Annotated in this window: 22 protein-coding genes; 10 read left to right on the forward strand and 12 right to left on the reverse strand. The window is 51.9% G+C overall.

Annotation, left to right across the window (positions count from 1 at the left end; all coding sequences use genetic code 11):
* The first annotated feature begins 58 nt into the window (after positions 1 to 58).
* A complete protein-coding gene (locus SIB74_RS00100; protein ID WP_041374665.1) occupies positions 59 to 253 on the forward strand; it encodes a hypothetical protein in 195 nt (64 codons plus the stop codon).
* On the opposite strand, the gene SIB74_RS00105 is transcribed toward SIB74_RS00100, so the two are convergent.
* Together SIB74_RS00105 and SIB74_RS00110 are read right to left on the reverse strand one after the other, a co-directional pair.
* On the reverse strand, positions 231 to 461 hold the full coding sequence (locus tag SIB74_RS00105) for a hypothetical protein (RefSeq protein ID WP_063395311.1): 231 nt from the start codon (positions 459 to 461) through the stop codon (positions 231 to 233). The genes SIB74_RS00100 and SIB74_RS00105 overlap by 23 nt on opposite strands.
* Positions 462 to 522: 61 nt before the next feature.
* Positions 523 to 882, reverse strand: coding sequence for a hypothetical protein (locus SIB74_RS00110; RefSeq protein WP_063395289.1), 360 nt, complete (start codon positions 880 to 882; stop codon positions 523 to 525).
* A 208-nt stretch (positions 883 to 1,090) separates the two neighbouring features.
* Here SIB74_RS00110 and SIB74_RS00115 point away from each other — a divergent pair, with 208 nt between their 5' ends.
* Positions 1,091 to 1,390, forward strand: a complete 300-nt coding sequence (locus SIB74_RS00115) for a ribbon-helix-helix domain-containing protein (protein ID WP_011130998.1) — start codon at positions 1,091 to 1,093, stop codon at positions 1,388 to 1,390.
* 42 nt (positions 1,391 to 1,432) lie between these two features.
* Here SIB74_RS00115 and SIB74_RS00120 read toward each other — a convergent pair whose 3' ends face one another.
* The 6 genes from SIB74_RS00120 to SIB74_RS00145 all read right to left on the reverse strand — a co-directional run bounded on the left by SIB74_RS00120 (position 1,433) and on the right by SIB74_RS00145 (position 9,481).
* Positions 1,433 to 2,572 carry an anhydro-N-acetylmuramic acid kinase gene (locus SIB74_RS00120; RefSeq protein WP_063395288.1) on the reverse strand — a complete coding sequence of 380 codons (1,140 nt, stop codon included), beginning with the start codon at positions 2,570 to 2,572 and terminating at the stop codon, positions 1,433 to 1,435.
* 5 nt (positions 2,573 to 2,577) lie between these two features.
* The gene (locus tag SIB74_RS00125; protein ID WP_011824937.1) at positions 2,578 to 3,282 is read right to left on the reverse strand and encodes a potassium channel family protein; all 705 of its coding nucleotides are present in this window, start codon (positions 3,280 to 3,282) and stop codon (positions 2,578 to 2,580) included.
* A 24-nt stretch (positions 3,283 to 3,306) separates the two neighbouring features.
* On the reverse strand, positions 3,307 to 4,710 hold the full coding sequence (locus SIB74_RS00130) for a TrkH family potassium uptake protein (protein ID WP_063395287.1): 1,404 nt from the start codon (positions 4,708 to 4,710) through the stop codon (positions 3,307 to 3,309).
* A gap of 105 nt (positions 4,711 to 4,815) precedes the next feature.
* Complete coding sequence (locus tag SIB74_RS00135; RefSeq protein WP_063395286.1) at positions 4,816 to 6,636, reverse strand: SLC13 family permease; 1,821 nt, start codon at positions 6,634 to 6,636, stop codon at positions 4,816 to 4,818.
* A 2-nt stretch (positions 6,637 to 6,638) separates the two neighbouring features.
* The gene (gene hflX / locus SIB74_RS00140) at positions 6,639 to 8,315 is read right to left on the reverse strand and encodes a GTPase HflX (RefSeq protein WP_063395285.1); all 1,677 of its coding nucleotides are present in this window, start codon (positions 8,313 to 8,315) and stop codon (positions 6,639 to 6,641) included.
* Positions 8,312 to 9,481, reverse strand: coding sequence for an NAD(P)/FAD-dependent oxidoreductase (locus SIB74_RS00145; RefSeq protein WP_063395284.1), 1,170 nt, complete (start codon positions 9,479 to 9,481; stop codon positions 8,312 to 8,314). The genes hflX and SIB74_RS00145 overlap by 4 nt, the downstream gene beginning before the upstream one ends.
* A 72-nt stretch (positions 9,482 to 9,553) precedes the next feature.
* Between SIB74_RS00145 and SIB74_RS00150 the strand changes: the two genes are divergently transcribed.
* On the forward strand, positions 9,554 to 10,354 hold the full coding sequence (locus tag SIB74_RS00150) for a phosphoadenylyl-sulfate reductase (protein WP_063395283.1): 801 nt from the start codon (positions 9,554 to 9,556) through the stop codon (positions 10,352 to 10,354).
* Positions 10,355 to 10,762: 408 nt separating this feature from the next.
* Here the strand turns inward: SIB74_RS00150 and SIB74_RS00155 are convergent, their stop codons facing one another.
* Positions 10,763 to 12,136 (reverse strand): S1C family serine protease, encoded by a 1,374-nt coding sequence (locus SIB74_RS00155; protein ID WP_082818446.1) that lies wholly within the window; start codon positions 12,134 to 12,136, stop codon positions 10,763 to 10,765.
* A 210-nt stretch (positions 12,137 to 12,346) separates the two neighbouring features.
* On the opposite strand from SIB74_RS00155, the gene SIB74_RS00160 reads away from it, so the two are divergent.
* Positions 12,347 to 13,033, forward strand: coding sequence for a type III pantothenate kinase (locus SIB74_RS00160; RefSeq protein WP_156486055.1), 687 nt, complete (start codon positions 12,347 to 12,349; stop codon positions 13,031 to 13,033).
* Here the strand turns inward: SIB74_RS00160 and bcp are convergent.
* Positions 13,011 to 13,478: a thioredoxin-dependent thiol peroxidase gene (gene bcp / locus SIB74_RS00165; protein WP_063395281.1), complete on the reverse strand. Its 468-nt coding sequence runs from the start codon at positions 13,476 to 13,478 to the stop codon at positions 13,011 to 13,013. The two genes, SIB74_RS00160 and bcp, sit on opposite strands and share 23 nt — an antisense overlap.
* A gap of 2 nt (positions 13,479 to 13,480) precedes the next feature.
* Between bcp and SIB74_RS00170 the strand changes: the two genes are divergently transcribed.
* From SIB74_RS00170 to SIB74_RS00180, 3 genes are all read left to right on the forward strand, one after another.
* On the forward strand, positions 13,481 to 14,134 hold the full coding sequence (locus tag SIB74_RS00170; protein WP_063395280.1) for a 4'-phosphopantetheinyl transferase family protein: 654 nt from the start codon (positions 13,481 to 13,483) through the stop codon (positions 14,132 to 14,134).
* Between the two features lie 20 nt (positions 14,135 to 14,154).
* Positions 14,155 to 14,658, forward strand: a complete 504-nt coding sequence (locus SIB74_RS00175) for a hypothetical protein (RefSeq protein ID WP_063395279.1) — start codon at positions 14,155 to 14,157, stop codon at positions 14,656 to 14,658.
* Between the two features lie 200 nt (positions 14,659 to 14,858).
* On the forward strand, positions 14,859 to 15,542 hold the full coding sequence (locus tag SIB74_RS00180) for a protein phosphatase (RefSeq protein ID WP_231906000.1): 684 nt from the start codon (positions 14,859 to 14,861) through the stop codon (positions 15,540 to 15,542).
* An 83-nt stretch (positions 15,543 to 15,625) separates the two neighbouring features.
* Here the strand turns inward: SIB74_RS00180 and SIB74_RS00185 are convergent, their stop codons facing one another.
* Entirely contained in the window at positions 15,626 to 17,833 is a 2,208-nt protein-coding gene (locus tag SIB74_RS00185; RefSeq protein ID WP_063395278.1) for an AAA family ATPase, read from the reverse strand.
* A gap of 51 nt (positions 17,834 to 17,884) precedes the next feature.
* On the opposite strand from SIB74_RS00185, the gene SIB74_RS00190 reads away from it, so the two are divergent.
* Genes SIB74_RS00190 through SIB74_RS00200 form a run of 3 tightly spaced genes read left to right on the forward strand, consistent with a single transcriptional unit; the run spans position 17,885 to position 22,748 of the window.
* The gene (locus SIB74_RS00190) at positions 17,885 to 19,012 is read left to right on the forward strand and encodes an efflux RND transporter periplasmic adaptor subunit (protein ID WP_063395277.1); all 1,128 of its coding nucleotides are present in this window, start codon (positions 17,885 to 17,887) and stop codon (positions 19,010 to 19,012) included.
* Between the two features lie 9 nt (positions 19,013 to 19,021).
* On the forward strand, positions 19,022 to 22,459 hold the full coding sequence (locus tag SIB74_RS00195; RefSeq protein WP_063395276.1) for an efflux RND transporter permease subunit: 3,438 nt from the start codon (positions 19,022 to 19,024) through the stop codon (positions 22,457 to 22,459).
* A 4-nt stretch (positions 22,460 to 22,463) separates the two neighbouring features.
* Positions 22,464 to 22,748, forward strand: a complete 285-nt coding sequence (locus SIB74_RS00200; RefSeq protein ID WP_063395275.1) for a hypothetical protein — start codon at positions 22,464 to 22,466, stop codon at positions 22,746 to 22,748.
* Positions 22,749 to 22,750: 2 nt separating this feature from the next.
* Here SIB74_RS00200 and SIB74_RS00205 read toward each other — a convergent pair whose 3' ends face one another.
* Positions 22,751 to 24,409: an alpha-D-glucose phosphate-specific phosphoglucomutase gene (locus SIB74_RS00205; protein WP_063395274.1), complete on the reverse strand. Its 1,659-nt coding sequence runs from the start codon at positions 24,407 to 24,409 to the stop codon at positions 22,751 to 22,753.
* Between the last annotated feature and the right edge of the window lie 95 nt (positions 24,410 to 24,504).

The following is a 24,504-nucleotide window of genomic DNA, read 5'->3' on the forward strand; positions in this document are numbered from 1 at the left end:
ACATCATCCCGCTTCGCATACGGGCAGACTGGTGGATATCCATTCCGGATCACCGGCCATGGTGAAATTCGAACAAATTACGGCTGTTGTGCTTGCTGCTGGCCTAGCGATCCCTAGTTACTGGTTTTTTTGGAGTTTGGCAGGAGGTGGCGGTTACGACCGTCGAGGCATGCAAAACGCCAATCCCTCACAAGTAGAAGAAGGTCGCTCGCGTGAATTAGACCCTGGTCTTAAAGCCCCCCCCGGGCCTTGACGACCCATTGCTTGGTGTCATCGTCATCGAGGCTGGCCAAGTGTGCTTTTACTTCGTCAAGCGTGACAGGGAGTCCCATGCTGTGCCCCAGATCGCAGATTGCCTTCAAGGCTCCCTGAGGATCTTGGAGTGCCTGCCGAAATAGGGCTTTGGTGTGTCCGGGATCGTTCTGAATACGTTCGTAGAGCACTGCAGCGTTGCTGCTCATCAGAAGGGAAGAGTCTGTTGCAACTGTATTCAGCCTGAAGTGATTTGACCTGATTCTTGGTTCATGCTGCTTGCTCCACATCAACTTCTGTCATGCCTGTTGCTGATGCGTCTTTCATGCTGCGGGCATCCATGCAGAGGACTTTGCGCAGTTGGGCGAAATTTTTGGCCTGGGATTCGCGTCCGTCCTGAGCGGCGCCGTATTCCGCCCTTTGCAAGACTTGATGGAGATGTGTGAGCAGATAGCTGCTGATTACAGCTGATACCAGCACATCGCTATTTTCTTGGCTTCGGCTTAAACGCCGACCCTTGCTTGATTTGATACGGCTGTTTGGCTTGACAGGGCTGTTGGATTGGCCAGGGCTGTTGGCCTGTTGAGGTGGATTGAAGCGAGTTGACGTTGGAAGTGTGGGTTGGTCCATGGGGCAATCCTGGTGTCTGGCTGTGAGTCGAATGAGGGGGGTACTTGAGTTTTAGGGCTGAAAAAGCATTGGGTATTTCGACGGACCATGAAATTGTTGAACTGGGCCATCGGAATAGACCATTCCGAACTGTGGTCTCAGCATAGTGCTGGATACTATCCTTGCACACCTCTGTACACTTGTAAGTAGGACTTACTTTTTTAGGGTCGTGGCTACCCGTCAAACTTCATCCAGTGGGAAGCCCAAGTCTCCGAGAGTCCAGGTTGTGTTGCCTGAAGAGCTTTGTGTGCGCCTCACAGCTCTTGCCGAGCTTGAGTCCCGCACCGTTAGCAATATGGCCAAAGTGCTTATTCAGCAGGGTATTCAGCGTTACGAGCAGGAGCAGAGTTCGGTCGTTTCAGCCCCATCGCTAGCGAGTACAGAAGGCTTTCGATCGGCTCTTGAAGCTCAACAGCCCAGGCGTTTAAGAGGCGCTCCGCGCCGTCTCCGTCTCTATCGTCCCTCTTGAGCTTGGCGGTCTTCGTGGTTCTTCAATGAACTGCTTGGCGAATCAGGCTGGATCAGCTCTCACACCAAGAACTGCCGCACGCCTGGCCCCTGTTATGGCAGGAGCGTTGCCTGGGTGCTGGAGGCAATGCCACCAGGCCAGTAATGCAAAGGCAAGACCTTCTCTGGCTTCAGCGCTGAGGCCAAGCTCATCGCTATTGAGGACTCGCATGCCACGGCAGCGTTGTCTTAGTTCGTTCATCAGCACAGGATTTCGGCTTCCTCCACCAGCAACAATGAGTTCCAGGGGGCGAACCAGATTTCTAATGCGCAGATTGTCCAGATCCTGTGCCACTACGGCTGCGCTGAAAGCGGTCAATGTGGCGACACGATTGGCCCTCGACAGCTTGGGGAGTTCCTTTAGGCGCTGCTCTAGATCGGCAAGCCCAAATTGCTCCCGGCCTGTTGATTTGGGAGGAGGGAGTTGGAAGAAGGCTTCCTTCAGCCAGCGTTCGATCGTGTTCGTATGCGGATGCCCACTGGCAGCGATGCTTCCATCATGATCAAAGGCAAGCTTGCCTTTGCTGATCTGTTCAACAGCAAGATCTATCAGGCTGTTGGCTGGGCCGCAATCCCAGCCCATAACTGAAGCAAGGCGATCCGGACCGCTGCGGGGAGGAATCAGGGTGAGATTGGCAATCCCTCCAAGATTGAGCACCCCACGCCAGCCCCCTACTCGACCTAGCAGTGCGGCATCAGCCATAGGTACCAAAGGTGCTCCCTGGCCTCCTAGTGCCAGGTCTGCGGCTCGGAAGTCATGAACAACAGGGCGCTTGAGCAGTTCAGCCAGTAGAGGCGCTTGCAGGATTTGCCAGCTGGCGCCGCGATGATTCTTTTGAGGAGGACGATGCCACACAGTCTGACCGTGAGAACCCACGAGCTCAGCTTGTGCGCTGGGGTCACAGGCTAGAGCTGCTTGAGCATGAACCTCGGTGATGGACTCAGATAGCTCGAGCCATTCACGGCTATTGAGCCTGATGCCTTGTCCTGCGTTGACAACTGTTTGGCGAAGATCCGCTGGATAGGGGGTGCAGACAAGATTCAGTAGCGACCATTTGGGTTCAGATGGTGAACCACTGAACTCAGCGAGTACTGCATCAACACCATCAGCACTGGTGCCGCTCATCAGCCCCAGTACGCGCATTGAAGTTAGGTTTTGGGAAGTTTCTTGAGGTCGTCAACCAATCCCATGACGACAAGCACATGCTCTTTTTCGAGCACATACGTTGCGGGAGGGTTGACGTGCAGTCCCTTGGTTGGGCCAGCTGCCAGAACGTTTACCAGGTAGTTCTTGCGTAGGTTGAGGTCTCGTAGGGAATGTCCAACAAACAGATCGGGAACCTTGATTTCTTCGATGCAGGTTTGGTCATCAAGTTCCAATCGTTCCATCAGGTTGGGCCGTACTAATTCAAGACCTAGCCGCTCCCCCTGCATCCTCGAGGGGAACACCACTCGATCAGCGCCAACCCGCTTCAACATCTTTTCGTGAAGGTCACTGGTGGCTCGGGCAATCACCTGTTGCACTTTGCTGCCTTCACTGTCCTTGGCGATCAGCGTGGTTGTGATGCTTGCTTCGATCGGTTCGCTGATGCCCACGACAACGGTGCCCATTTCGAGCACACCTGCTTCTCGCATCGATTCCTCGTCAGTGCAGTCCACAACTCTTGCTTCGATCGACGGCTCCAGTTGTCGCAGCTCTTCGATAGATCGTTCTGAACGGTCAACCGCCAGCACGTCTGCACCGTTTTGCATGAGTTCACGACAGACGGCGCTCCCGAAGCGCCCTACTCCCACTACCGCAAAGCCAAGCTGAGGGGTGCCTTGTTGGGGTGACCAGTTCCACCACTCTTTCATTGTGTTTTCTCAGTAAACCAAAGTTCAGACATAAAGATCTTCTCGCGGATAGCCGATGCGATTTTGACGGTGGAGCCGATCTTTGTTGACGGCTTCCCAGATTGCGCTGAGTAGCAGAAGGATGCCGAGTCGTCCGACAAACATGCCGACGATCAGCACGAGTTGTCCGAAATGACTCAAATTCTGGGTGACGCCAACATCGAACCCCACAGTGGCAAAGGCTGAAATGCATGTGAATAACATCTCTAGAAAGGTGAAGGCTTGCTCTCCATTCAGGCTGCTGGACATACCCAGCAATAAGGCCATCACAAGCACGAAAAGCAGGGATGCCACTGTGATGCCGACGGCTTTCAAGACCACCTTGTCGGAAATTTGACGATTACGGATGACGACATCGTCCTGACCACGCAGGGTTGAACGGGTGGCGGCCATTAAGGCGGCCAGGGTGGTGGTTTTGATGCCACCGCCAGTACCGCCGGGACTAGCTCCAATGAACATCAGCGCCATTAGCAGAAGTAGCCCTGAATCGGAAATGCTCTCGAGAGAGAGGTTCACGGTGGTAAATCCAGCGGTTCTGGCACTGATAGAGCCGAATAGCGAGCTCATCAGTCGCTCAGACCAACCGATACTTGAGAGGAAGTGGTCTTGGCTTAGTGATTCAGTGATCACTAGCCCCACGGTTCCGATCAGGATCAGGATCAGGGATGTGCGAATGACCAGACGGGTATGCAGGCTGAGGTTGCGGCGTTGTAGCTGTTTGCGATTGCTCCAGAGATCACTGGTGACTCTCCATCCCAGTCCACCAAGAACGATCAGGACGATGATCACGCTATTGACTACCGCATTGCTGCGGTAGTGCTCCAGGCTGTCAGACCAGAGGCCGAAGCCGGCGTTGTTGTAGGCCGAGATGCTGTGAAAAAGTGCAGCCCACAGTCGCTCTCCATGGTTGGTGATGTCATTGAAGCCAAAGATGTAGAGCACGATCGCGCCAATCAGGATCAGCACTGTTGCGGTGAGGGCAATGCCGCGAAAAGTCGTGCCTACGCCGCCAACCCCGAATTCATCGAGGGTTTTGCCTCGATCAAGCCTGCATCTCAGTTCAGTTCCGCGAACCACAAAACCTTGTAAGAAGGTGGTGATAGCCATCAGCCCAAGTCCACCGGCAAGGATCATCGCTGCAAGAACCCCCTGGCCGACGTTGGTTAGATCTTGGCCGATATCAATAATGCAAAGTCCAGTCACGGTCACTGCTGAGGTCGCCGTGAACAGTGCTTCCCACAATCCCACCTTGGCGTTGGAGCAGACCGGAGTGGCGAGAATCAGAGTCCCAGCGATGATCACCAGCAAACCTGTGACCACAGTGAATTGAGGAACCGTTAGGCGACGGTACAAATCCTGAGTGCGATGGACGGCTTTAGGAAATGGCACCGATGGGTTACCGCTTTATCGCGACGAGAGTCAAAGGTTGTCCTGAGGATTCTCCCCAGACGGATAGAAACAGATTCTGCAAATGCTGGCACAGTTCTGCTGTATTCAAGATCCGCCGAAATGCCAAAGGATCAGCCCAGGAATCATCACGGTCATCAGGGCCGTTAGGCCAGCTCCGTAACGGGTTACATCCAGAAATCGATAACGTCCAGGACCGAACACCATCAGGTTTGTCTGATGCCCCATTGGTGTGAGAAAAGACTGGCTTGCACCAAATAGCACGGTGAAGACCAGTGCATTGGGTACAAGGTCTAGTCCAGGTGCGAGTTGGATGGCCACTGGGACAAGTAGTGCAACGGATGCGGCTGGGCTCATCACCTGGGTGAGGAGCGTGGTGACCAGAAAGATGACTAGTAAGGCTATGTAGTTGGACCAGTCATTCAGCAAGGTTTCAAAGCTGCTTGCCAGAGCATCTGCCAGGCCGGTTTTCTGCATTGCCACGCTGAAGCTGGAGAGCGACCCCAGCAGCAGAATCACATCGAGACGAATTGATCGCTGAAGTTCCCCTGGACGAAGGCATCCTCCTGCCACCATCGCGACTGCAGCAAGTAGGACTGCTGCCACCAGTGGCAGGGCAGTCACTGTCGGCATGATCAGCATGGCCAAAGCAATGGCGATGGTCAGTGGTTTGCGGCGCACTGTGGGCAGGTCGTTTTCCAGCTGATCAAGGACCAGCAAATCATTGCTGGCTTGCAGGCCACGAATCGAGTCCAGTGGGGCTTGCAGCAGTAAGACATCGCCTTCGCGTAGTACCGCTTGTCCAAGACGCTCTTGCACTGTTTGCTGACCACGCCTGAGAGCAAGAACTGTGGCGTTGTGGCGTTGTCGAAATCGCAGTTCACGCAGACTTGCACCAGCCAAAGTTGAGCCTGCCGGTAGGAGGACTTCCACAGTTCTTTGCCCTTCGCCCAGGTCAGATGGGGAAAGTGATGACGGAGCGATCGACTCTCTTGTTGCTAGCTGTACGTTGTGTTCTTGCTGGAGACGTAGTAGGTCTGCGCGGGTGACCCTGAGGAGAAGTCGGTCGCCAGGTTCAAGTCTGCGATCAGCCAGGGGCGGCAGGAGTCGTTCTCGACCTCTTTGCAGTTCCAGCACGTCTACATCAAAACGACGTTGTAAACGACTGTTGTGCAGGGATTGTCCTACCAGTTGCGAGTTCTGAGGGATGGTGACCTCTGTGAAGTAACCGGTCTGGTCTTTGTTGTCTCCTAGTTCATCGCTGTTGCTGCCACGGTCTGGCAACAGGGCCTGAGGGGCAAGCATGAGATAGGTGGTTCCGGCGAGCCAGATCGGCACGCCGATGGCTGTGAAGCTGAACAGTTCTAGAGATCCATTGCCCAGTTGCTCGCTGATGTCACTGACCAGCAAATTCACTGAACTCCCCAGCAGTGTGAGTGTGCTGCCGAAGAGCGCTGCGAAAGATAGTGGTAGCAGGACCTTAGATGGAGAGATCCGGCGTCGATGACACCAGGCTTCGATGACAGGTAGCAACGAGGCGACGACGGGTGTGTTTGGGAGGACACTTGAAATGGGAGCGACCACTAGGCCCAACAAGGCAATCAACCGGCGTGGGCTGCGAATGCGCTCGGATGCGATCAGTTCGCGCACGCGATCCAGGGCACCACTGCGGAATAAGGCTGCAGAGACGGCGAACAGGCCCATTAACGTAATAAGGGCAGGCCTGCCAAATCCAGCCAGGGCTTGTTGGGGAGTTAGGACCCCTGTGGCCATAAGCAGTGCCATGCTGAGCAGGCCAGTGAGTTCAGGTGCAAGGGCACCGCTGATGAAGAGCACCACCGCCAGCAACAACACCGCCAGGGTGATGAGGGCTTGGGGGTTTTGAATAGCGGTGCTCAGCACAGCCATAGTTAAGTATTTACAGAATGCAGAGGGGCCGATTCTGCTTTGTGACCCCAGAATTGATCCTTCAGCCAGTGTTTGAGTCCTTGCAGCCCAGCACCTGAGGCCGCGGAGAGATAAATCACCTTCGGGTCGATGCTGCGGATTGTCTCAAGTGCACTGCTATCACAACGATCAATTTGATTGGCTATCACCTGCCGGATTGATTCTGCGCCAAGGGAATTAAGCAACTGATGCACTGTGTCAAGTTGGGCTTGCCAGTCTGTGTCTGACAAGTCCACAACCACTAGGAGGAGATCGGCTTCAAGAGTTTCCTCCAGAGTGGCCCGAAAGGCTTCCACTAATGGCGCTGGCAGTTCACGGATGAAGCCCACAGTGTCTGTGATAAGAAGCTCAAGGGGTTTTCCACCTGTCTGAGGAATCAAGAATCTTCGGGTGGTTGGATCCAAGGTTGCAAACAGTTTGTTCTCTGCCAGCACTTTGCTGTGCTCGTTTCGACTGCAGAGAGCATTGAGTAGGGATGATTTCCCCGCATTGGTATAACCCACGAGTGCAACCCTTGGCAGACCTTCCCTGCGGTTGCGGAGACGGGCGCGATGGTTTTGCAGTTGCCGTACCTCACGTAACAAGTGCTCGATGCGTCGTGTAATCGCACGCCGGTCTTTCTCGAGTTGGGTCTCGCCGGGCCCGCGTGTGCCGATGCCACCTCCCTGACGGGATAGGCTGCGACCTCGCCCCATCAGCCTTGGCATGCGATAGCGAAGTTGGGCGAGTTCCACTTGAAGGCGGCCTGCTGCACTAGAGGCGCGCTGGGCAAAGATGTCTAGGATTAATTCACTGCGATCCATGACAGGGCAGTCGAGATATCGCTCCAGATTCCTGACTTGAACAGGACTGAGCTCACGGTCTGTGATCACTAGAGAAGCGCTATGTCGCCGAACTTCCAAGGCAGTCTCTTGTAGTTTCCCCTTGCCCCAGAGGGTTTGAGGGTTAGGAGCCCCCTGCTTTTGTCGCACAACTGACACAGGATGCCCCCCTGCACTGCGCACCAACCCCTCGAGCTCAGCAAGGTCGCGTTCGCTGCGGCTTTGCTCTGGTCCCGTAAGGGTCAGTAGTAGGACCCGTTCCCTACTGTCCTTTGACGGTACGGGGTTGACTTCTGGCTTGGCGGTTGATCCTTGGCTGTGCTGGCAGAGCTCGCTTAGTCCGTTGGCTTCGATCAAGCTCCATCCCGAGATCTCCTTTGGATCTGGTTGCCAGAGGGCAGCAATCCTGCGACCTCCTCGATCTGCTGTGGGAGCAAAACGTAGCCAGGAGTTCGGTGCTAGATCGAGTGCCACGATTGCATCATGTTGTTCTGGTCTGAGGTTGTTTCGCTGAAGCGTTAGAGAGCAGCTGATTAAGCGCCATCCAGCGGTTTTGCGACGGGGTGATTCAGGAAGATGGGCGAGAAGTTGGCTGGATCCATCGAGAGGACCGACCCAAAGAAGGCGGCACAATCCACGGCTATCCAGCACTAAATGGAGTGGTTGGCATAGCTCAATTACCTGTTCAGCTAGCCGTTCCAGGGTTAGCTGATCGGCGCCTTCCCTTTCGGGATGCCGGCGGTGGCTGAGGCGTTCTAATTGTCTTTGTTGTGAAGGGCGTAGTCCCTTGGTGCGGCCAGCTAGGTGGGCTTGTTTCAATGTCCGAGCAGCCAGGCTCCGCCTGAGCGCAGGCCTAGAGACAATCCAGGTAGTTTTGTTAGATAGGCACCCCGGCGAATTTGGAAAGCCAGAGGACCTGCAAGTGTGAAACCCATGCCGGTGAGGGAGGCTTCTCCTACTCCCAGGCTGAGCATTTCGCCAAAATCCTTAAATTCAAAAGGCTGGAGAGGACTGCTTGCTCGTAGTGCCATCACGTTTCGAGCCGCGATCTCCCCTTGTTGAAGTGCGACCTGGGCTGTGGATGGCCAGGAGTGGTCTTTGTTGTAAGTGGCATCGCCAAGGCCAAGCACATCACTGAGTCCGATCACTTGTAGGCACGAATCGATAGGCAGTCTTGCTTCGGTAAGGACAAAGTCGGGGCTGAGTGCTGGTATGACTGGTCTTGTGCCGGCTGTCCAAACAAGACCACTGTGCGTTATTGCTGAACTTATGGCAGGTTCCTTTTGTTTGCTTAGGAGTTCAACCTGGTCTGTCGAGATTGATCGAACTTGCGTGCGCAAATGAACGTGAACACCACGTTCGTTGAGTGCTCGCTCGGCTTGTTCTTGGTTGAAGGCTTTCGCACTGGGCAGAACCCTTTCGCCAAGCTCAATGAGGTGGAGTTCAGCAGCACCGTCAAGGAGATCTGCAAGCTTGCATGCCAGTTCCACGCCAGTTGGTCCCGCCCCAACAATCACAAGGTCCTGACGAGGATTTCTACGTAATTGAAGTTCTTTAATTCGTTGTCGCAGCACTTCAACGTCGTTTAGACGGTGAAACATCAGGGCGTGTTTACGGACCCCTGGAATGTCGAAATCTGTTGGAGCTGAGCCAGTGCTGAGTACCAGTTGTGCGTAGTTGAGCTTGAGCCCTGAGCTGGTGGTGACCGTTTTTGCTTTGGTGTCGATGCTTTCAACCCGGTCTTCGAGAAGGGCAATACCGCGTTGACTGAGTAGAGAGTGATAAGGAGGTGCGACTTCCCAAGCCTGAAGCTCTCCACTCAAGAGTTCGTAAAGCAAGGGGAGAAAGACGAACCGCTGGCGCGGTTCAATCAGCACGATGGGGGGGCGAGGTTGGCAGTGGCTGAGAGCGAGCGCGGTCGTTAGCCCTGCAAATCCGCCTCCCACAACCACCACGGCATTGGCGTTTGATGGGTTGGGGATCATGCGCGACGAGCCTGGGATGATTCTCGAACCTTAAACACTCTGTTGTGGACGGCGACATTGGAGAATGGGGAGATGACTGATGGCTCCATTAATAGGTTGACCACTGCCACGTCTACTGCGGCAGGCCAATCTCCGAGTGTGCAGGTTGCCTCGCTTCTCGAGATGCCTCTGGAGGATGCTCGGATACACCTTGCCAAACTTTCTGCCCAGAACCGTCTTGAGTGGGCACTGAAGCAGTTTGGTCAAGGCTTTGTTCTGACAACGAGCTTCGGCATTCAATCAGCTGTTCTGCTGCACATGCTCCATGGTCTTGATGGTGGTTCGGTGGTCCCTGTGGTCTGGGTGGATACGGGCTATCTACCAGCTGAGACCTATTTCTATGCCGATCAGCTCACGCGTCAGCTTGGGTTGGATTTAAAGGTGGTTCAAAGCCCAATGTCTCCCGCTCGGATGGAGGCTATTTATGGCCGGCTCTGGGAGACAGGCTCGGTGAAGGATCTGGAGACATATCACCGTATTCGCAAGGTGGAGCCCCTCGAGCAGGCTCTGGATGATCTCCATGTGCATTGCTGGGCCAGTGGGGTGCGCAGTGATCAGACCGACTATCGGCGCTCAATGGCTTTTTTGGACCTGATTCGTGATCGCCTTTCATTGAGGCCTTTACTCGACTGGACTCCCAAGGAGGTTTTCTATTACATGCAGGAGTATCAGTTGCCGCAGCATCCACTGTTTGAAAAGGGTTACTCCACGGTCGGCGATTGGCATTCCAGTGCTCCCGATGGGGGGGAGGCGTCTGGACGGGAGACACGCTTTGGAGGTCTTAAGCAGGAATGCGGCCTTCACCTCCCAGGTGTGTTGGGCGAAGGCATCTAAAGGTGGAGGTTTTCAGGCGTTGTCGGTGCATTGGCAAGAGCAAGGCAACTATTTCATGCCAATCTCTTTAGAGAAATCTGTCTTTTGAATTCCTGTTATCTTGCTTGATGAAAGGTTTGGTTAAAGATGCCTGCTTAAGGAGCCAATCCGCCATTTAATAAAGAGAATAACCTCCTTAGGTATAAGCTTGCATGCGTTTGGGCTGATCATGAGGTAAAGCCTATTCTGATTCCACTTAGAGACTTTTGCCTGCCAGAGAAGTGCCAATTTCCTGGCAACAAATTACAAGAGAGTCGCTTCCCTTGAGGGTGCTATTTTATATAGAAAGCGTCAATCAAATGATGACACCTTGGAAATTTACAGCACAATTTGAAATTATTAATTGAACCTTGAATGCTGCTATAGGCTTTAAATCTGACTCTTGATGGTCTTGTTGCTGCACTGGTTCAAGCCTTCTGCTGTCAATGGTGGCTTGACTTCTAGGCCTTTCAATATATCAACTATCGATACGGCAAAATTAATATTCTGAGCTCGTCCGCCATCGCCAGGCAGGCTCCAGGTGTTGACTCCAATGACCTCGCCTTTGTTATTTAGAAGAGGTCCTCCGCTATTGCCGGGGCTTATAGACGCATCAGTTTGAATCAAAGTCACATAGCTTGGAGTTATTCCCTCTAAGTCTCCACTTGGTGGACGTACAGCACTAACAATTCCTCTAGTTACTGTTCCGGCAAGACCCAGAGGTGAACCTAGTGCTACTACACCTTGACCCGGGAATGGGTAACTGGAGTAGCAAAGTGGTAAGGGCTTTATCCTCTCTGTACTAGGGACACGCAAGAGCGCAAAGTCCAGTTTTCGGTCTATATAAACAACTTTTCCTTCTGACTTTAATCCTGAGGGTCCACTTACCTTGAATCTTTTATCAGGACCTACCACCACATGCCTATTGGTAAGGACTAGACCTTTTTTATCAATAACAAAACCACTTCCTTGACTCCTGTCATTCTCCAGCATAACTACAGAAGGTAATGAGTTTTTTGCAATGTCTTCTACGTCCAATTTGGCCTCATTTACGTCCATGGGCCTTATTGAAACCGAAGGCTTGTCCCAAGTCTTTATAGTCTTATCGAATAAGCTTTTTAAGGCTCTAACAGTCCCTGCCCCTATAGGAACTACTGCAGAGCCAGTTCTTCTCTTTAGCTTTAGGTTCACAGATGCGCTGCCTCCTGATTTTTTGACTCGATTTATAAATGCCTGAGGTATAGGGAACTCGCCATTTGAACCATATAGTTTAAAACTTTCACTATTAATGAACAGCTCTATTGAGGGAGGGAAGTCATTCATGTAGCTACGCTCATAAGTGCATGACCAGAAGCCGCAACCTCCAGCTGTATAAGTTATTCCCTTGAGAGTATCTATTGTCCATCTTGTAATTACTCCTTCTTTTGATCCTGTGCTGAAGGAGTCAGTAAAATCTCTATCAAATACAACAAGCTCGTATGCACCATCTAGTTTCGACTTGAGTTTCACTATCTTAGACCATGGCAATTTGTCTCTATCTTGATTTTTCCAGTCCAGATCTTTTATGTATTCAACAACACTTAGGCCGGATTCTGGATTATATTTTTCCTTGACCCTATTCTTTTTGTTTTTACCTCTGCACTCTTCTTTATTCTTCCAGACTGATGAGCTGCAATCTATTTCGAACGAATGTGCAGGGATGGCTAATTGTAAGCAACAGAGAAGAATGCTATAAATAATTGCCCCTGATTTTAGTTTTAGCATCTTGTAAATAGATATATTGATAAAGGTCAATCGCTGTTAGAGCGAAGTCTTGATAACGATGCAATTATTGAAATATAGATATTAAAGGGCTTATTTTTTGAGGGCATTGGTCGTAAAGCAATAAAATCTCCGTTCGTTTGGATTTTGTTATTATATTTTTAACTAGATCTGAAGAAAGCCATAGACTTAAAACAGGGCCGATCGCTTTTGATGATTGGCAACAGTCGCTGGCATTGGGCCACGTTTCAGGCTGATGCATGGCAGTTTTGCCATAGCGTTCCCAGTCCGCTCAAGCTTCAAACGCTTGAGGCCCCTCTTGTGGCCTGGGCTGCAGTTGGTCCGATCCCTGCGGGAGTTGTCTTGGATCCGAACCGGCGCTTGGGGTTGGGGGATGTGCCCTTAACCCGAATGCCTGTATGGCTCGGCATTGATCGAGCTTTGGCGGCCTGGGGTGCGCTGAGACGAGCTCACACCAACGGGATGTCGTCTTCAGGCTTGCTTGTGGCCGATGCCGGCACAGTGTTGAGCTTGACGCGAGTAACGGCCGCTGGTGATTTCGCTGGTGGACAGTTGGTGCCGGGTTTACGTCTGCAGCTACGTGCCATGGCGCAGGGGACCCAAGGTCTTATTGATCCAGGCATTGGCTCAGTTAGTACTGAACCATTTCCTTTCGCCACGGCAGAGGCCATGCGTCGGGGCAGCCTCCAGGCACTGCTTGGCACTCTTCTAGAGGCTCAGCGTGAGGCGGCACTACCTCTTTGGTTATGTGGAGGTGATGCCTCGGTTCTTAAGGAAGCACTCAGTCAGAGGGGTCTTGATGTTGTGCACCATCCGAATCTTGTCTTGGAGGGGATGGTTGACGTGCACGATCGGATTAGTCGAGCCCCAAGTCTTTGAGGATTTGATCGGCCATGGTTGCGGCTTTCACCTTTAGATAAATCAGTTCCAGGTTGCCCTTTGGATCTACGACAAAGCTATGGCGCATCATGCCCATGTATTCGCGTCCCATGAATTTTTTGAGCCCATAGCTTTCGTAGGAACTGGCCACTGGACAGGGTTCCGTGTCGCTAAGAAGGGTGAAAGGAATCTGATACTTGTTGATGAACTTGGTGTGGGATGTAGCAGCGTCTTTGCTGATACCAAGCACCTTGATGTCATTGGCCTCGAAGCGTTCCCATTGGTCGCGGAAATTGCAGGCTTCCTTCGTGCACCCAGGGGTGTCGTCCTTCGGATAGAAGTAGATCACAACCCGTTGACCTCTTAGTGATGCCAGCTGAACGAGGGTGCCGTCCTGATTGGGGAGATTGAAATCTGGTGCTGGATCACCAATCTGCAGGGTCATTGATGCCGCTTCAACTCAATAGCCGAAGCGTACTGGCGTTGTGGTTATTTCCGATGCAGGCTCCCTTGATGCCGATCAGTCGGGAGGAGGAGCAATGGGCTGGGCGATTGCCTGCGCGGAGATCAAGGCAGTTCAGAAAGTCTCGTGGCTATGTACGTCATGCCCTCGCTGATCTGTGGCAAGTGTCTGCACTTGAGATTCCATTGCAGGCCCCTCCAGGCAAACCTCCAGAGCTTGCAAATGGCTGGGGATACATCAGCTTCAGTCACTGTGAAGATGCACTGCTGGTGGGTTGGTCGCCGCAACGGGTCGGGGTGGATTTGGAGCGTAGTGAACGTCCTATTGCTGCTGAGTTGCTTGCACGTCGTTATTTCTGTGCTGACGATCAGGCAGCTCTCTGCCATTTGAGGGGTGCGGCTTTGCGGGATGCCGTGCTTGAGCAATGGCTAATTAAAGAAGCAGCGATTAAATGGCAGCGGGGCAGCCTGGCGGCGGATCTGATTCATTGGCGTTGTGGGGTCGACTCTGCGTTTGCTGTTCATGAGCTATTGGGGCATCAGGTCGATGTTCATCGAATTCATCACAACATTTGGAGCATGGCGGTGGTGAGTGATTTAAGTGCGATGTCTAATTCCCCAATGCTCTGCTTAGTTTGAGGGTCATTGTTGAGACGCTCATGCTCGGCATGCTGAGCTCACAGAAAGCCCCATCGCTTGTAGCCGCAGTCCTTTTGGCAGTGATGGGTTTGTTGGGGATGCATCAGGAGCAGGCGCTCATGGTTTCTGGAACTTGGTCGAGTGGTGAAGATGTGACGTCTCGCTTGGCGGAACGGGAGGCCACTCTCAACCTGCGCAGCGAGGCCGAAGCGTTGTTGTTGTCTTTCACCCGAGCTCAGATGACACGTTTCTATTGGGGTGAGTTTGCCTCGTCGTTGGATGAGCTGGGCCTGACTGTCGGAGAACCTCTCATCGCACATGTGCAACGATCAAAAAACCTCACCATGTTGTGGCTGGCTCCTCAACATGGTGAGGAAGCCTATTTAGCCATTGTTCGTCGTGACAGCAGCGGCACTAGGCTCGAGAGACTTCATTGCAGAGGCAATGTTTCCAGGTTGAAGAAACCCTTTTTGGGTAGTTGCCCAGATGGATGGAGTGAATTTTTGCCTTTAAAAAACATTTGAATATTGCGACATCAACTTGATTGGGATTCTTGATTATTGGGGCACGAGGAGATTCGCGATCTTTCAGCCTTGGTGCAAGACGAGTTTGATTACGGCCTGAAGTGCTGCCAAAAGTGTGATTTTGGAACAGGGCAATCAGATCTGTTGGCGAATCTATCTTTTGCAGCTAGTTTAATTTGGATACCTATTCTCAATCGTCCGTGTTCAATCGTCTTGCTGCCGGTTTGCTTGCCGGCGCCTCTTTGTCGGTCCTAGCCATCCCCGCGCAGGCAGGTACCAATTCACCCGTTCGCTGGAACTCTGGTGGTGCTGTTTGGACCACGACCTCCAACGACTTTGAAACTTTCTTGAGCACTGGTGAGACTAATCTTGATCGGGCTCTTGACCAAGGAATTGACCGCTCAGGTTGGTCTGCTGATGAAATTCAGCAGGGCATGACCAAAACCTATGACGTCGACGTGATCGACGTGACTCGTTTCCTCTACTCCGATGATGGGGTTGTCTTCCTTAAGAATCAGACCAAGAGCTACTTCCCTTACTGGAAGATGACCGCTACGGCTGTGCAGGGCCTTCGTGCAGCCATCATTGCTGATTCTGCTGATGGCAGCATCTCTTCACAGGGGATTATGGCAAACCTGCCTGTTGCTTTCCGTCTTGCCGACACCTGTGGCACCTTTGACGGCAGCCAGAATGTTTGTGCAGATGGCAAGTGCCAGGGCGACGCTCAGTGCACCTCCCTGTTGTCTTGGTATGTTTTCCTTCCTGCTTGTGTGCAGGCCAATCAGCTTGCTCCCAGATGGATTTATGGCGGCAAGACAACAGGGCAGACTTCTTCTAACGATTTGTCGTCCTACAGCTCGTCCCCCATTCGTGGCCTTTGGTGATCCGTTTTTGATCACAACTCTCAAGCCCCGGCATCGCCGGGGCTTTTTTTATTGCTGTTGGTCTTCCCGATGCCTTGGCAGTGTTAGTGGAGTCTGCGGCTGCCGATGATGCGTTGATGGATCAGGCGTTGGGGTAGTTGTTGTCCTCGCGTGCGCTTGAGCATGAGCGTCAGGTTTTCCAGAACCTCTAACGATGCATTGTTCGCTACGAGGTCTCGGTAGGGTTTCCCTTCGCTGAGCCAGCGATGCTCAAGGCCCTCATCCACCTGCAACGTCAGGAGTTCCTCCCATCTCTCCCAGGTCAGCTGCCAGCCGCACTCCTTCAGGTTTTGTGCAAGGAGGGAATCGAGGCGCTGACTTTCAAGCCAGATCTTTTCGCGAGCGATGAGTGGTGCTAGCAGGTTTCTCTCCGCAGGATTGGCTCCTTTGCTCTCTAGTAATTGCAGTAGGGCCTCGGCCGGCCCGATGTCTGCATGGCTGATCAGGAGCCTTAGACCGGTTTCATCGGTGCATCGCTGGCTGATGAGGCTCCAAAGTTTCTTCTGTTCTGTACCTGCAATGTCTTGGCTGGAGAGACGTCCCCCAATCCATTCGAACTGATGTTCTGCTGGTAAGTCTTGGAGTGCATCGCTGCTTCCATCGATCAGTTCAGGGCGGATGATTGGGTCGAGCAGATCGAGCTGAGCGATTAGGCGCGCCTGATCCTGCGCTGTTGAGCAGAGGATTGTGACACCGCCTTCAGGCACTGCTTGAAGCGGATCGAGTGCCCAGAGCAAGGAGCGTCCGCCGATCATCAGAACTCGATGGTGGCGTTGGCAAGTCACTCCAGACCAGAGGCGTTCGCGCAGGTGGTTGAGGCGTTCTCCATCTTGGCTGAGCTGGCGTTGCACCCATCTCTCTAGTTCAGGGGTTTCTGGACCACTGCTAACGAGCAATGGGTTCTCCTGGGCTGATTCGCTTGCTGCGGCGAGCTGTGCTGCCCTTCGTTCCAGCATGAGCAGGCGCCGGTGCCCTTCCCAGCCTTTTTGGCTCGGTTGCCAGAAGACTTCTCCTTGCATGGAGGTGGGTAGGTATTGCTGTGAAACCCAGTGTTCCGCAAAAGCATGGGGGTAGCGGTAGCCGACACCATCTCCAAATGCTGCTCCGTCACGATGGGAATCGCGGAGATGGCTGGGGACGTCTTGATGCTGGGCCTCCCGCACCGTGCGTAGGGCTTCGAAGAAACCCAGCACACTGTTGCTTTTTTCGGCGCAGGCCAAGTAAAGGGTGGCTTGTGCGAGGGGGTAGAGACCCTCCGGTAGGCCGATTCGCTCGAAGGCTGCAGCACAGGCTTCTACAACCACGATCGCCTGGGGATCAGCGAGGCCAATGTCCTCTCCAGCGGCAATGAGCATGCGTCTGAAGATGAAGCGTGGGTTTTCACCAGCCTCCACCATGCGCGCTAGCCAGAACAGAGCTGCATCGGCATCTGAGCCTCGTAGGGATTTGATGAAGGCACTAATGGTGTCGAAATGGGCATCCCCATGCTTGTCGTAGAGAACTGCCCGCTCCTGAATTGATTCTTCAGCGATGGCAAGGTTGATATGGATTGAGCCCTGTTCATTGGGACGGCTGCTCTCCACAGCGAGTTCGAGAGCATTGAGCAGACTGCGAGCATCGCCGTTGGCGACATTGACGAGATGGTTTGCAGCTGCTGTGCTGAGCATCACCTGACGATCGCCATAGCCCCGCTCGCAATCTTGAAGAGCGTGTTTCAGGAGGCGATGAAGATCTTCAGTCTCGAGGGCCTGTAGTCGGAACAGCCTGGAGCGGCTTACCAGCGCTTTGTTGACTTCGAAATAGGGGTTTTCCGTGGTGGCACCGATCAGTGTCACGGTGCCGTTCTCTACCCAGGGCAGTAGGGCATCTTGTTGGGCACTGTTAAAGCGGTGTACTTCGTCGATGAACAGAATGGTGCGTAAGCCATGTCGCTCTAGCCGCTGCTTGGCTGCATCTACTTCTTGGCGAAGTTCTTTAACCCCTGCCAGAACAGCATTGAGGCTGCTGAAGTTGGCACGGGTGTGGCCAGCGATAATCCTGGCCAGGGTGGTTTTACCAACACCTGGAGGGCCATGTAGCAGCAAGTTGCCTACACGATCGGCAGCAATGGCTCGGCGTAGGAGACGTCCTTCCGCCAGGATCGAACCCTGGCCAACAAATTCCTCCAGGGTTCTAGGGCGCAGGCGATCAGCTAGTGGTGCATGGCGCTTTAGCTCCTGATCTCCCTGGTATGTGAACAGATCTTGATCCAATGAGCTCTGGCACTGGTGGACAATTCTTGCGCTAGGGGGTGACTTGTTGTCGTGAGCTGGAAACTTTCCATAATCAGGCTGTTGAACAAGTCGTTAGTGCCGAATCAGCAGCGCGCTCTTGTCGTTTTTACGGTGCTGTTGCTTTGCGCCTGTGGCAAGGCGAAAATACCTTTCTCGCCGATTACCGTCAGCCAGATACCTGTGACGACGGCTCAATTCACGGACGATATCGATACGGTGAGCACCTTGGAGGCGAAGGATGAGGTGCATCTTGCTGCACAAGCTTCTGGTCGAATTATTGAGTTAAAGATTGATCAGGGTGATCAGGTTCAGCCTGGTCAGATGTTGGTTGTGCTTGACCAAGCTCAGATCCGTGCGGAATTGGCAGATTTCAAAGCTCAGGAGCAGAAGAACAAACTCAATTGGCAGCGATATGAATTCTTGGTCCCTCAAGGAGCTGCTTCGGCATTGGATCGAGATGAATACAAGGCCCAGTACATCGCCTCTCGAGAAAAGGTAAAAGCCACAGAAGCAACGCTTGCATATAGCAATTTGCGTTCTCCAATTTCAGGGATTGTGGCTGATGTTGAAGTCAAGGTTGGAGATGTTATCCGTTCTGGTGATCCATTTACCAAATTGATCAGAAACAACTGGCTTTTTGCTCGAGTTGAGGTGCCTGCCACATTCTCTGATCGGATCAAGATTGGCTTGCCTGTCTTTCTCAGCAAGACTGGATCGTCAGATGTGATGGCGACTGGTGAAATTAATTCTGTGAGCCCGACTGTAAATAGAACTACCCAGGGCTTACTAGTGAAGGCAGCCTTTGAGAATGGTAATGGATCGTTGCGAAATGGCCAGCGCTTGCGAACGCGGGTTCAATTGGATACTAGAGAGGAGTTGTCTGTTCCGTTTGCTGCGGTAACACAAACTTCGGGCCAGAGCTTTGTTTATCGAGTGGGAAGTTTCAAAGAGCTTGAGGCTTTTTCTGGCAATGTTTCTCTTGATAAACTTCGTAAGTTACCCCTTTCCACACGTTTTGCTTTGCAGACCCCTGTGACGTTGGGAAAATTACAGAAGCAGCACTATGCAGTTACAAAGGGGCTCAAACTTGGCGAGCAGGTGATCACAACAAATCTTTTGAAATTGAGACATGGCATGCCTGTTTCTGTTAAAAACTGAGGCAAATAGATGTCTGCATCAAATAACTTTATTACGCGACCTGTTTTAGCAACAGTTTGCAGTTTGTTGATCGTCATTGCGGGACTGATATCTATCCCTATTTTGCCAGTTGAAATGCTTCCGGATATTGCTCCGCCAACAGTAAAAGTAAATTCAATTTACACCGGTGCCGATGCTGAATCGGTTGAGCAGGGTGTGACCAGTGTGCTGGAGCAGCAGATTAATGGTGTGGAGAATATGGACTATTTAACTTCCTCAAGCTCGGCTGATGGGGTGAGCTCGATTGCTGTTGCGTTCGAAAGTGGTAGTAATAGCGACATTAATCAAGTTAATGTTCAGAACAGGGTTGCGCTGGCAGAGCCACAGTTGCCGGAAGAAGTGCGCAAGGCAGGGGTGAGTGTTAATAAGGCTTCCAATTCTATCTTGCTTCTTTATAATTTTGTTAGTGAAGATCCAAGCAATATTGAATATAGTGTAGAAACGATTAGTGGGCTGCTAGATCTGGGCCTAACGGACGAAGTTAAGCGGGTTAAGGGAGTAGGTGAAGTGTCCTACTTTGGTAACCGTAAGGTTGCTTTTAGGCTTTGGCTGGACAATGAAAAGCTTGAGGTCTTTGGCCTGACTTCAGCGGATGTAATGGGGGCGATTGAAAGCCAGAACCGTTTGGTTCCTGCTGGGAATATAGGAGGTGAACCATCTGCAGAAGGGCAGATATTTACTTTTCCTGTGCAATTAAATGGCCGCCTTGTGAGCATTCGAGACTTTGAAAATATGGTCGTTAGGACCACAGAAGATGGTGGATTAGTGAGGTTTAGTGATGTCGGTCGTGTTGTGCTTGGTGGTGAAAGCTATTCCAACAGCGCTACGGATTTGCAGGGAGTCCCTTCTGTGAGTATGGCTGTTTATCAATTGAGTGGCAGCAATGCTCTTGAGGTTTCCAGTGGAGTAAAAGATGTTCTCGAAGAATTTACCGCCAAAATGCCTGTCGGCATGAATATGGAGAAAATCTATGACAATACAGACTTTATTAATGCATCAATTAATGGAGTGACCAATTCGCTTAGAGATGCGATCATTTTGGTGGTTCTTATTCTGTTTGTATTTTTACAGAATTGGAAAGCTACTTTGGTGCCTGCTATTGCCATCCCTGTTGCGCTTGTTGGAACATTTTCTCTGGTTTTAGGGTTTGGCTTTTCGCTCAACCAGCTCACCTTATTTGGATTGGTTCTTGCTACAGGATTAGTGGTTGATGATGCAATCACAGTGATTGAAGATACCTCAACCAAGAAAGCAACAGGGATGACTGCCTTGGAAGCTGCGAAGTCAACAATGGATGATCTTTTTTCTGCAGTTATTGCTACATCATTGGTTCTTTTCTCAGTTTTTTTGCCAGTGTTGTTTTTCCCTGGCGCTACGGGTTCGATCTACAAGCAGTTTGCAGCAACGATTATTTTCGCTATCGCGATTTCTACCTTTAATGCTTTAACTTTTTCTCCCATGCTTTCTGCCTTGCTTTTGGGCCGGGAAGGCACAGCTCCGGGACGCAATACATATGCAATTTCTGGTGCATTCATTGGGTTTATATACGGACTATTAGTTGTTGGTGGTGGTGCGGCTCTGGCCTTGATCCCTACAGCAATGGCTGCAATTCTTGGCTTTGTGCTGTCTCGCTTCACTGGCCGTTCGTTGAGGCTGCCATTTTCTGTTGCAGGGGCTGTGATTGGCCTTCTCATCGCAGGAGTTTCAAATCCCTTTCCAGTCGTTTTATTCGCTGGCCTTGGCTTGACCTTGGGTTGGTATACACCATGGATTTTTAGTCATTTCAATCGCATTTATTCCGTCTTTGAGCAGCGCTATGCCGATCTGCTCGAGTGGGTTCTTGGCCGCCGTTCTCTTGTGATGGGAATTCTTGCGGTAGGCGTTCTGCTTACCGGGGTTGCTTTTACAGCGATTCCAGGTGGATTTGTGCCTACTGAAGACCAGGGCTATGCCATCGGCGTGTTGCAGGCCCCAGAAGGTGTGTCTACTCAGGTCACCGAGAAGATTAATCAGCAAGTTGCTGAGATATTGCGCAGCGAACCCGATATCACTTCAGCAGCAATTTTTAGTGGAGCAAGTTTTGATGGCAATAGCCCTAATAAAGGATTGTTTTTTATTGGGATGCGTAATTGGGATGAGAGGAAAAATCGTGATCAAGCTGCTGATGCAATTGTTGGACGGCTAAATCAGAAGTTCTTTGGGGCAATTGATGGCGCGAGGATTTTTGTTGTAGAGCCACCTGCGATTCCTGGATACGGCATTGGCAGTGGATTTGAGTTCCAATTACTTGACAAGAGTGGAGGTGCTTATGGCTTAAATAACTTCTTTGCCTCGGCTGGTCAAATTATTCAGCAGGCGAATGCAAGTCCATTGTTGAGCAGTGTAAGGACTTTATTCTCTCCTGAATCTCCGCAGCTACGAGTTGAGGTCGATAGGGACATTATGGCCTCTCTTGATGTTGACTTCAGCTCTGCAATGCGTGTATTTAGCGCTAATTTTGCAGGCGCCTATGTTAATGATACCTTCCAGGAAGGTAAGGTTCGTCGTGTTTATGTTCAGGCCGATGAATTGGGTCGGTCTGCTCCTGAAAAGCTAGCTTCAATTTACGTTAAGAATCGTGCGGGTGAGCAGATTCAGCTCTCGGAGTTTTTAACAGTTGAACCTTCTGTTGGGCCAAGTGTGATCTCTCACTTTAACCTTTACAGATCGATAAAAATAGAAGGATCACCTGCTGCTGGTAAGAGCTCGGGGCAGGCAATTAATGGTATGAAGGAGCTTTTTGCAGCTCAGAATCTTAACAGCATCGGATTTGATTGGACAGGAATATCTCGAGAGGAAGTAAAAGCTGGTGCACTAGCTGTTGTGATTTTTGCATTGGGAATTCTGGTGGTTTATCTCGTGCTTGCAGCTCAATACGAGAGTTATGCAGACCCTCTGATTATTTTGATGACAGTTCCTACTGCAATGCTTGGAGCCTTGTTGTTTCTGTCATTGCGTGGCGAGGTTCTCAACATTTATGCACAGGTTGGCCTTGTGATGCTGATTGGTCTAGCTGCCAAAAATGGGATCTTGATTGTTGATTTGGCTAATCAACGCATGGCTGAGGGAGTTACGGCCTTTGAAGCAGCAAGGCAGGCAGCCAAGTCGAGACTTAGGCCCATCATTATGACTGCTATTTCGTCTCTTTTTGGCTTTATGCCGTTGGTTTTGGCTAGCGGAGCAGGAGCCCGCAGCCAAGCTTCTCTTGGCACGGTTGTATTCGGTGGCCTTTTGGTTGCCACTTTCCTTTCGCTGTTTGTTGTGCCTGTCTTTTATGTCGTTGTTAAAGCTCTTGTAGGCACCTTTAGTGATACAGAACAAGGCAACACTAATTTACTTAATTCGGGAGACCCCTCTGGGCAGGGATAAACCAATGAACCGCTCTCGCTCAATAAGAAACAAGCCCTTCAGCGGTACGAGGATATTGATAGCGCTGCTGGTGGGGTTCTTACTCGGAGGTCTTGTTGCCCTCTTTTTGCGTACGGTGATCTCAAACACTCCTGTAGACATTCACAGTCAGAGGCTGAACCTTTTTTTCATCATGGTCACGCTCTCTGGAGCTCTTGGAGCAGTGGTGATTGAAAGCATGCGCCAGCTGCAACAAAGCAGCACCGAGGCGGAGTATCACCGCCGCCAACGGGAGTGGTGGCTGCGCTGAGATCAAGTGATCACCGTTGGTCGTTGCATCCCAGTGCGCTTTTGAATTTCGGCAAGCGCATCGATGCCATTGATGAGATCGGCTAGAGCATGCTGGGGATCTTGATTTAAGTTGCCATGACTAGGTTCATAGCGCTCTAGATAAACGCGTAATGTGGCACCTTTGGTGCCGGTGCCTGAGAGTCGAACCACGACTCTGCTGCCGTCTTCCAGCAGGATGCGTAGACCCTGAGATTGTGTCTCTGAGCTATCCACAGGATCGCTATATCTAAAATTGTCCGCCTGGCTCACTTGGCGCCCGGCGAATGGTTGACCGATTAGTCGAGGAAGCATGCTCTCCAACCGGTCGTAAAGACCATGAGCATTTTTACTAGCAATCGCCTCGTAGTCATGACGGGAGTAGTAATGGCGTCCAAAACGACTCCAATGCTGTGTCATCACATCAGCGACGCTGCACCGTCGCGCTGCCAGGATCTGTAGCCAGAAGAGCACTGCCCATAGTCCATCCTTCTCACGCACGTGGTTGCTGCCAGTGCCGAAGCTTTCTTCACCACAGAGGGTGATTCGACCTGCATCAAGCAGGTTGCCGAAAAACTTCCACCCGGTGGGAGTTTCAAAACAGTCGATATTGAGTTCTTTGGCCACAACATCCACTGCGGCGCTCGTGGGCATGGAGCGGGCCACACCAGCAAGCCCATCGGCATATGCCGGTGCAACGTTGGCATTAGCAGCCAGGATTGCAAGGCTGTCACTTGGGTTAACGAAGCAACCTCTGCCCAGGATCATGTTGCGGTCGCCATCACCATCGCAGGCGGCACCGAAGCTGTAGGCCTTGCCATTGAGGAGGAGGTCTGCCAGTTCAGCGGCGTAGGTGAGGTTGGGATCTGGGTGGCCTCCACCAAAATCCTCAAGCGGAACTCCGTTGCGCACAGTGCCAGTTGGGGCACCGAGAAGTCCTTCCAGTAGCCGTTGTGCATAGGGACCAGTGACAGCATGCATGGCATCAAACACGACTGGGAAGTCGGTTGTGATGAGGTCCTTGATGCGCTCGAAGTCGAACAACTTCTGCATTAGCTCTACATAGTCTTCAACGCCGTCGATCACATCTACAGCCATGGCACCGATGGCATGGTGGCCGGGGGTTTCAAGTGGGATTACGTCTGCATCGACAAGGCTGTATCTCTCTAAAGCTTGGCTACATGCGTAGATCGCGTTTGTGAGTGATTCGGCCGCTGGACCACCATTGGCACCGTTGACTTTGACGCCGAAGTCGCCATCTGGACCGCCTTGGTTGTGGCTCGCGGAAAGGATGATTCCTCCGATGGCCTTATTGGCACGGATGAGATGGGATGCTGCCGGCGTGGAGAGAATGCCGTTTGTGGTGGTGATCACTCGGCTTAGGCGATGAGCAGCACCCATACGCAGGATCACATCAATGGCGCGCTGATTGCCGTAGCGACCATCTCCCCCCAAGATCAGAGTCCCCCCCTCAACGCCAGGAAGGGTTTGGAAGATTGCTTCAATGAAGCTCTCCAGGTAATTGGTTTGTTCGAATTGCTTGCTGCTTTTGCGTAGGCCGGAGGTCCCTGGTTTTTGGTCGTTGAAGGGTGTGTTCAGATGTACCTGGCGCTGTGTGGGTCCCGTCTGGGCCGAGATGGTCATCAGAGACGAAGGCAGTTCTTAATCGAACCTAATCAAACGCAATCATCGATTCTGTTTTGGCCCCCTCCAGTTCTCGCGGCTAGTGTTCGCAAAGA

Source organism: Prochlorococcus sp. MIT 1306, assembly GCF_047304515.1.
In the GTDB taxonomy this organism is placed as follows: Bacteria; Cyanobacteriota; Cyanobacteriia; order PCC-6307; family Cyanobiaceae; genus Prochlorococcus; species Prochlorococcus marinus_D.